A 9,062-nucleotide genomic window follows, 5' to 3' on the forward strand; every position below is an offset into this window, starting at 1 on the left:
ATGGGAGGCTTTTCGATTAATGAATGCTCAAATACAGAATGTTTTAGAAAATATAGAAAAGGTAATGATTGGTAAAAGAGAAGTTGCTGAGCTCAGTATTGTCGCATTATTAGCAAGGGGACATGTTTTATTGGAGGATGTACCTGGAGTAGGAAAGACAATGATGGTGCGAGCACTTGCAAAATCGTTTGATGCACAATTTAAGCGTATTCAATTTACGCCAGATCTATTGCCATCAGATGTAGTCGGTATTTCTATTTATAATCCCAAAACAATGGAGTTTGAATTTCGTCCAGGGCCAATCATGGGGGATGTTGTATTAGCCGATGAAATTAACCGAACGTCACCGAAAACTCAATCAGCGTTGTTAGAGGGGATGGAAGAGGCTTCTGTTACAATTGATGGGAAAACGCTGATGATCAATCAGCCATTTTTTGTGATGGCTACACAAAACCCGATTGAACATGAAGGTACCTATCCTTTACCTGAAGCACAACTAGATCGATTTCTCTTAAAGATAAAAATGGGCTATCCATCTAGGGGGCAAGAGGTTGAAATTTTACGAAGAGCTGAGAATGGTAAAGCCATTGAAAAAATCGAAGCAGTATTATCGGTAGCTCAATTAATCGAATTACAGGAACTTGTTCAAGGTGTGTATGTAGAAGATTCTGTTAAAAATTATATGGTGGAGCTTGCTACCCTAACAAGAGAAAATAATTATGTCTATTTAGGTGTGAGTCCACGTGCCACAATAGCGCTAATGAAAGCTTCTCAAGCTTACGCATTTTTAAAAGGACGAAGCTATGTTACCCCTGATGATGTTCAATATTTAGTGCCATTTGTTTTTAATCATCGTTTAGTTTTAAAACCAGATGCACGCTATGATAACGTGACAGCAGACGAAATTATCCAGCGGATCATTGCTAAAACACCAGTTCCGACAAAGAGGTTTGCAGAACAATGAGGCAATGGAAAGCTTTTGTAGAAAAAAGTAAACATTTCCTATTAATCGCTTTCTTGATGATCATAACATTTTGTTATGCAATGTTCCAAGGTGGGTTTGTGAGCTGGTTTGTATTTTTTACGGTTAGCCCATTTTTAGTATATGCATTCATTTTCTTTGTCGTTAGAGAAGATATTTTACTAATCGAACGCAAGGTTGACCCGATTCATATAGAACGAGGTCAATCAGCGAAGGTGCTTATTACGATAGAACGTAAAACACGTTTTCCATTTGCCTATATCGTAATGGAGGAACTTGTGGATAGTGAGGGATTAGTGCAAGCTAAAATACAAAATGCGAATGCCATTAAGTTCGTTGGATTTAAAAAAACCTTTAGCTGGCAATATGAATTGGAAAATATGCCACGTGGTGAACATCGTTACCTAGGTGTTACAATTGTTTTCTATGATTTTTTTGGCTGGGCTAAAAAGGTTGTCGTAGCAGAAAAGGACCAAACTATTTTAGTTTACCCAAGAGTACAAGAGATGAAATATGCTGCGCTTCAAACAAAATATGATGTTGGCTTGATGATGTCTCCATACTCTATTGTGAAGGACACATCGATGGCTGTTGGATTACGAGAGTACGTTCCAGGAGATCGTTTTTCGTGGATTCATTGGAAATCATTTGCACGTACACAAAAGTTACAGTCTAAGGAATTTGAGGATCGACAATCATCTGAACTAATGTTAGTGCTAGACGCTACAAAATCCTCGATGTTTGAAGAAAAAGTAGAGTTAGTAGCTTCAATGCTACAAATGATCGTTCAGGAACGAGGAGATTTATCATTTATTTCTGCTGGAGCAATGACGAAAGTATTCCCAGCTATACAGGGTGACAAGCATTTAGATCAAGTCATGTATCATTTAGCTGCGATAAAACCTACAGAGAATGTCAAGTTTCGATTTCATGACCAACAAGCCTTTAAACAAGTTGCAACACTGCTTTATGTGACAAGTGATGTTTCAGATGAATTCCTACATACTCTTGCGAATATAGTGAAAAGCTGTATTTGTTTTGTAGTGGCAAAGCAGCAACCAGTGCAATCTGAGCTTGCGATGCGGTATAAACATATACAAGTTATTTATGTAAATCCAGCAGATTTCTATCATTTATTCACGGAGGTGATAAGACCGTGAAGCAATCATTAGGAGAATTTTTAGAATTAGCCATAGCTTATGTTATTGTATTTTTCATTTTGCGTGAATGGCTTATTCCCATTATGCAATTAACGAATACAGGTGGGATGCATCTTTTCTTAGTGTTTATCGGTATGTCTTTAGCGCTAAGTCTTTTCCGCGTACATCCTTTATTATCAGGATTAGTGAAGTTTGGTTATATTACCTGGTTTGTCGTTTTTATCTATAGCCCTAGTCCTGTATTATCTGGTGATACATTGCCTTTTTTATTGGCTGAATGGAGAGGGAACATGGCCACGATTCTAACAGGTGACTTTGGACAGGTTTCAGATGTTTTCAGAACAGTGTTATTTCTTGTATTGATTTGGATGCTGGTCTATTTAATTCACCATTGGGTTTCGGTGCGAAAAAATATATTCTACTTCTTTGCCATGACCGTATTCTTTATTGCTACTTTGGATACATTTAGTGACTATGACGGTAAAGCGGCAATTGTAAAAGTTGTTGTTTTAGGATTAATCATGACAGGTGTTCTTTTTGTCAAGCGCCTATGGCTTCAAGTAGAAACTACAAGTACGGTAATGGAGAAATGGAAAATTGTTATTCCCATGCTAGTATCTGTATTACTCGTTAGTTCTGTAGCATACTTTTTACCAAAGACTGGGCCAACATGGGCAGATCCGGTGCCGTTTATCCAAGGGGTTACTGGACAAGACGGAAATGGAAATGGTCAAAAATCAGTTGGTTATAGCCAGGATGATAGTCAGTTAGGTGGTCCGTTCCAAGGAGATAATACTTTAATATTCACTGCCTCTTCCCGTGATCGTCATTATTGGCGTATTGAAACAAAAGATACGTATACGTCAAAAGGTTGGATTGTTTCAGAGGGGAACTTTGGGAAAAATGTTTATGAGTCAAATACACCCATTCTGACTTCTTTACAAGTAGGGCCGCCCGAAAGTGAACGTCAGATTCAATTAGATATTGCTGTTCCAATGCCATTTTTAATTCAAACATATGGTATGCTTTCTGTTTCGGCTCAAGATTCCACTTTATTTATTCAAGATGAGCAGACTGAAAAAATGAATATAGAACAACAGGTAGGGGAATCGAAATCATTATCAAACTATTCATTGTCTTATAGTGAGCCTGTTTATAGTATGGAGCAGCTCCAATTGTCATATCCAGCAACACTTGAAACAATGGATTCTTCCTTTGATCGATTTTTGCAGTTACCTAACCAACTTCCTCAGCGTGTAAGGGACTTAGCGTCTGAAATAACGCAAAAGAAAGATACGGTTTATGAACAAATTAAGGCTGTAGAAAGTTATTTTAGAACAAATGGTTTTAAGTACGATAAAACGCAAGCTGCCATTCCTGGTGAAAATCAGGATTATGTCGATCAATTTTTGTTCGATACAAAAGTTGGATATTGTGATAATTTCTCCACTTCAATGGTGGTACTTTTACGCTCAGTAGGAATCCCAGCTCGATGGGTGAAAGGCTTTGCACCTGGAACTGCAGGACCTGTGTCAGATGGATTACGCGAATATCGCATCACGAATGACAATGCGCACTCATGGGTAGAAGCTTTTATACCTGGAACGGGATGGATGGAGTTTGAGCCTACAATCGGCTTTTCTGGGAATGTTAACATCGATTATGATATTCCGTTAGATACGTCTGATGAGGAGGAAGTGGCGCAGCCAGAACGAAAACCCGAGCAGCCACAACCACAAGAACAGGTAACCGAGAAGGAACAGACAAAATCAACATTTAGCTTTGATGCAATGTGGTTATGGATGAAAAAGTTTGCCTATGTTTGGGTGATAATTGTTGTATTATTAATAATCACAGGTATTTCTTTATTCTTACAGCGTAAAACGTGGATTCCTAAGATGCATGTTCGAGCATACCGTAAAAAAGTAGCGGATTGGTCAAATTTCGATTCTTCCTACCATGTTTTACTGAAGCAATTATCCCGTATTGGTTTGCGGAGAAAAGATGGAGAAACGTTAAGTGCATTCGCAGAGCGTGTAGATTCAGCATTAGAAACAGATGAAATGCAAAAGCTGACGGTAGTTTACGAGCAACATATTTATGGGAAAGACAAAGAAGATGTTGATTTTGTGAAGCTGAAAGAAAGTTGGGAATATTTAATCAATCGCACTATCAGTTGATTTTAACGTAGACAAAGAGTAAAATGAAAAAAATTAAATGCAAGGATTGCTTTCATATAAGTTCGATAATAGGGTTCGGATGTTTCTACGAAATCACCTTAAATGATTTCTCTATGAAGGCGGATGTTTTCGTTAGGTGAAAAGTATAGTAAATCACTTTACTTTGCTACGCATTCGCCTTTATCAATATTCTAGAGCTTATGAACGCGTAGAAAGTTTTTTTACTTTCTTCGCGTTTTTCTTTGAACACATGAAAAATCCTTTAAAAATAATAGAAGAGGTGGAAATTTTGACAGCTAGCCCTTTATTAAAAGAGCAAGAAAAAATCGTTGTACTAGACTTCGGTAGCCAATTTAACCAATTAATTACACGTCGTATTCGTGAATTTGGTGTTTTCAGTGAATTACATCCACATACGGTAACTGCAGAAGAAATTAAAGATATGAACGCAACAGGTATTATTTTCTCAGGTGGTCCAAACTCTGTTTATGATGAAAATGCCTTTCATGTGGATCCAGCTATCTTCGAATTAGGTTTACCGATTTTAGGTATTTGCTATGGTATGCAATTAATGGCCCATACAAACGGCGGTAAAGTTGAAGGTGCTGAAACACGCGAGTATGGTAAAGCCGAAATTCAAGTAACAACACCAAACAAATTATTTGGTGATCTACCTACAGAACAAATCGTTTGGATGAGCCATGGTGACCATGTAACAGAAGTTCCAGCTGGATTTGAAGTCATCGCAACTAGTGCATCTTGTCCGATTGCTGCAATGGCAAACGTTGAACGTAAACTATATGCTGTACAATTCCATCCAGAAGTACGTCACTCTGTATATGGTAATGATCTATTACGTCAATTCGTATTCGACATCTGTGAAGCGAAAGGCGATTGGTCAATGGCAAACTTCATTGAGCTTGAAATTGCAAAAATTCGTGAAATCGTTGGCGATAAAAAAGTATTATGTGCACTTTCTGGTGGTGTAGACTCATCAGTGGTAGCGGTGTTAATCCATAAAGCAATAGGCGATCAATTAACTTGTATGTTCGTAGACCACAACTTAAACCGTAAAGGCGAAGTTGAACAAGTAATGAAAACATTCACAGAAGACTTTGACATGAATCTTATTAAAATTGATGCACGTAAACGATTCATGGACAAACTTGCTGGGGTTTCTGATCCAGAGAAAAAACGTAAAATTATCGGTAATGAATTCATTTATGTATTTGATGAAGAGGCATCTAAGCTTGAAGGTATGGATTTCTTAGCACAAGGAACTCTTTACACAGATATTATTGAATCTGGTACTTCAACTGCACAAACAATCAAATCACACCATAATGTTGGTGGTCTTCCTGAAGATATGCAATTCCAACTAATTGAGCCACTGAAAACTTTATTTAAAGATGAAGTACGTGCGCTAGGCTTAGAGCTTGGACTAGACGAAAAAATCGTTTGGCGTCAACCGTTCCCAGGTCCTGGATTAGGTATCCGTGTGCTTGGTGAAGTAACAGAAGAAAAATTAGAAATCGTTCGCGAATCTGATTTCATTCTACGCGAAGAAATCGCAAAAGCTGGCCTTGATCGTGACATTTGGCAGTATTTTACGGTATTACCTGATATCCGTTCAGTAGGTGTAATGGGCGATGCTCGTACGTATGACTATGCAATCGGTATCCGTGCCGTTACATCTATCGACGGTATGACTTCTGACTGGGCACGTATTCCTTGGGATGTACTAGAGAAAATCTCCGTCCGCCTTGTAAACGAAGTAAAACACGTGAACCGCGTGCTGTATGATATTACATCTAAGCCACCAGCAACGATTGAGTGGGAATAATAGCAAAAGCCCTAAAAGCCCTGAGAGGTTTTTAGGGCTTTTTTTGATTTATTTCCTTCTGAATTTATGGCTTAATGAAGTATCTCAACTGCAACAATTGCTGGTAAAGTGTTGTATGTAGTAAACTAAATGAATGCACAAGAAATTATACTATTCAGATTAGGGGGGATTTAAATGGAGAAAAATAAACCAATGATTCATACATTAACGGTTGGGATGCCAAAAGAATTGGTTGATAGTAAAGGACGTTCAATGATTACAGGGATTGAAAAGCAACGAGTGCAAGAAGTTTATTTGTCCTCTCAAGGCTTTGAAGGGGATGATGTGGCAGATAAAAAACATCACGGTGGCCCTGATCGAGCAGTTTGTTTATATCCTGCGGAGCATTACATACAATGGGAACAGGAACTTGGAAAAACGTTACCCGTTGCTGCATTTGGCGAAAATTTAACCGTAACAAATATGTTAGAAGCAGATGTGTGTATTGGTGATATTTATAAAATTGGAGATGCTGTCATTCAAATTACACAGGGACGTATTCCATGTAGTACGATTGATAGATATACCGAGGCAAACACATTACTCAAACGTTTAATCGAAACAGGCTATACAGGTTTCCTTGCGCGTGTACTTGAAGAAGGGACAATCTGTGCAGATTCAACAATTGAGCTTGTAGAAAAGCATCCTGCACGTATCTCTGTTTTGTATTGCAATGAAGTGTACTTCAAAAACAATGATGCAATCGCTATGAAACAAATACAAGCAGTAGATGCATTAGCAGAAGATTGGAAAGAAAAATTAGAAAAAAGAATTCAAGTCTTGCAAAGTAAAGTGATGAGTTAAAACATACGTTCAAAAGAAGGATCCTCTAGAATTTCTAGGGGATTTTTTCTTTAAACTAATTGCTGAAATGTTCAGTACAAAGCCTCTTTAGTAATACATTTAATAGAACCTGAACATTAAATAAGAATTTTACACGAACTTTCGTATTTCTTTTTAGAAAAATGTTCGGAAATGGGGTTGAAATCTAAAAAACGAAATGATATATTACGAATGTAAATTAAATACGTCGTCGTATAATGTCGGGGATAAGGCCCGTGAGTTTCTACCAAGTTACCGTAAATAACTTGACTACGATTTAGGTTTATACATAAATGTATAAACACTAATTTGTTTCACACACTAATTGTGATGAAATATATCGTAGACATGCGACTAGTAGAGTAGTCAGCGTGTCTTTTTTGTTTTCGATATTGAAGACGACCACACGGAGGATTTTTTGATAATGAAAAAATATTTCATGTTCGATGAATTAGGAACTAATTATCGCCGCGAAATAATAGGCGGTATTACAACCTTCCTTGCAATGGCATATATTCTAGCTGTTAACCCAGGTATTCTAGAAAATGCAGGAATGGATAAAGGTGCTGTTTTCGTAGCAACAGCATTAGCAGCAGCAGTCGGTTCTTTGATTATGGGGATTTTCGCGAAGTTCCCGATTTCACTTGCTCCTGGGATGGGGTTAAATGCATTCTTTGCATTTACTGTAGTCGGAGCATACGGTATTCCGTGGCAAACTGGTTTAACAGGCGTGTTCTTCTCAGGGATTATCTTTATTATTTTATCTTTAACTGGTATCCGCGAAACTGTTATTAATGCTATACCAGTACAACTTAAATATGCAGTTTCTGCAGGTATTGGTTTATTTATAACTTTTGTTGGTTTACAAGGAGCAGGGATCATTGTCGATAGCCCAGCTACTTTAGTCACTTTAGGAAGTTTCACAGGCGCTACATTATTAGCGGTATTCGGAATTATTCTTTCAGTTATTCTTATTATTAAATTGCGCAGTATCGGTATTTTCTTAGGAATGGTGATTACTGCAGTTATTGGGATGATCACAGGTATCATTGATCCTCCGACAGCCGTTGTATCAGCTATTCCAAGTGTAGATTCTACATTCATGGTAGCACTAGAACCACTTGGTGACTTCGGTACATTATTTAACGTGAAGTTTTTAGTAGTAGTGTTAACATTCTTGTTTGTTGATTTCTTTGATACAGCTGGTACTTTAATGGCTGTAGCGACACAAGCAGGTTTAGTAAAAGATAATAAATTACCGCGTGCAGGACGTGCCTTAATGGCAGATGCACTAGCAACAACTATCGGTTCTTTATTTGGTACGTCAACAACAACAGCGTACGTAGAGTCAACTTCTGGAGTTGCTGCAGGCGCTCGTTCAGGATTTTCAGCAGTCGTAACAGCAGTACTGTTCTTAGTTGCATTATTCTTCTCACCATTACTTGCAGTGGTAACACCAGCAGTTACTGCTCCAGCTTTAGTAATCGTAGGGGTACTAATGGTATCGTCCTTACGCTTAATTGATTGGGACAAATTCGAAATAGCAGTACCTGCATTCTTTACAGTATTAATGATGCCACTTGGTTATTCAATTGCTACTGGTATTGCAATCGGCTTCGTATTCTACCCAATTACAATGTTATTAGCAGGTCGAAAAAAAGAAATTCACCCGATGATGTATGGTTTATTCTTTGTCTTCCTTGCATACTTCATTTGGGTACGGTAGTTAAACAGACACTTCAATTGTTAGGTAAGGTACTAACAATTGAAGTGTTTTTTTGTTGGTTAAGGAAATCGAAAAAAGTGTAAATCCTAAACAAAAGAAGTTATTATTTTTATACATTATATAGAAGAAACTCGATTTTTAATAATGTGAATAGTTTTACTTTAATGAAACACTTGCAAACTTAAATTTATGATGATATATTTAAACACGTTGTTACGAAACAAACGAACAACTTAAAAAATATTAACATAAACGGTTGACAGTAAGTTAACATTATGTTAAATTATAAAAAGTTACTTAGTATAACTAC

General features: G+C 37.4%; 6 protein-coding genes and 2 riboswitches. All 6 genes read left to right on the forward strand.

All coding sequences use genetic code 11. The features are described 5' to 3' along the window. The first annotated feature begins 19 nt into the window (after nucleotides 1–19). The 6 genes from ACEVFT_RS03510 to ACEVFT_RS03535 all read left to right on the forward strand — a co-directional run bounded on the left by ACEVFT_RS03510 (nucleotide 20) and on the right by ACEVFT_RS03535 (nucleotide 8,752). Nucleotides 20–964, forward strand: coding sequence for an AAA family ATPase (locus tag ACEVFT_RS03510; RefSeq protein WP_048395021.1), 945 nt, complete (start codon nucleotides 20–22; stop codon nucleotides 962–964). Further along, nucleotides 961–2,142: a DUF58 domain-containing protein gene (locus ACEVFT_RS03515; protein ID WP_066038121.1), complete on the forward strand. Its 1,182-nt coding sequence runs from the start codon at nucleotides 961–963 to the stop codon at nucleotides 2,140–2,142. The genes ACEVFT_RS03510 and ACEVFT_RS03515 overlap by 4 nt, the downstream gene beginning before the upstream one ends. Further along, nucleotides 2,139–4,322 carry a DUF4129 domain-containing transglutaminase family protein gene (locus ACEVFT_RS03520; RefSeq protein ID WP_066038120.1) on the forward strand — a complete coding sequence of 728 codons (2,184 nt, stop codon included), beginning with the start codon at nucleotides 2,139–2,141 and terminating at the stop codon, nucleotides 4,320–4,322. The genes ACEVFT_RS03515 and ACEVFT_RS03520 overlap by 4 nt, the downstream gene beginning before the upstream one ends. A gap of 32 nt (nucleotides 4,323–4,354) precedes the next feature. Next, nucleotides 4,355–4,456: riboswitch (purine riboswitch) on the forward strand. A 155-nt stretch (nucleotides 4,457–4,611) separates the two neighbouring features. Continuing rightward, nucleotides 4,612–6,165 (forward strand): glutamine-hydrolyzing GMP synthase, encoded by a 1,554-nt coding sequence (gene guaA, locus ACEVFT_RS03525; protein WP_393948146.1) that lies wholly within the window; start codon nucleotides 4,612–4,614, stop codon nucleotides 6,163–6,165. A 174-nt stretch (nucleotides 6,166–6,339) separates the two neighbouring features. Then, nucleotides 6,340–7,008 carry an MOSC domain-containing protein gene (locus ACEVFT_RS03530; protein ID WP_103118861.1) on the forward strand — a complete coding sequence of 223 codons (669 nt, stop codon included), beginning with the start codon at nucleotides 6,340–6,342 and terminating at the stop codon, nucleotides 7,006–7,008. Nucleotides 7,009–7,217: 209 nt separating this feature from the next. Next, nucleotides 7,218–7,319: riboswitch (purine riboswitch) on the forward strand. 131 nt (nucleotides 7,320–7,450) lie between these two features. Continuing rightward, nucleotides 7,451–8,752 (forward strand): NCS2 family permease, encoded by a 1,302-nt coding sequence (locus ACEVFT_RS03535; protein WP_004230532.1) that lies wholly within the window; start codon nucleotides 7,451–7,453, stop codon nucleotides 8,750–8,752. Nucleotides 8,753–9,062 lie beyond the last annotated feature (310 nt).

The sequence above is a fragment of the Lysinibacillus sp. PWR01 genome, assembly GCF_043359455.1.
Taxonomy (GTDB): Bacteria; Bacillota; Bacilli; order Bacillales_A; family Planococcaceae; genus Lysinibacillus; species Lysinibacillus fusiformis_F.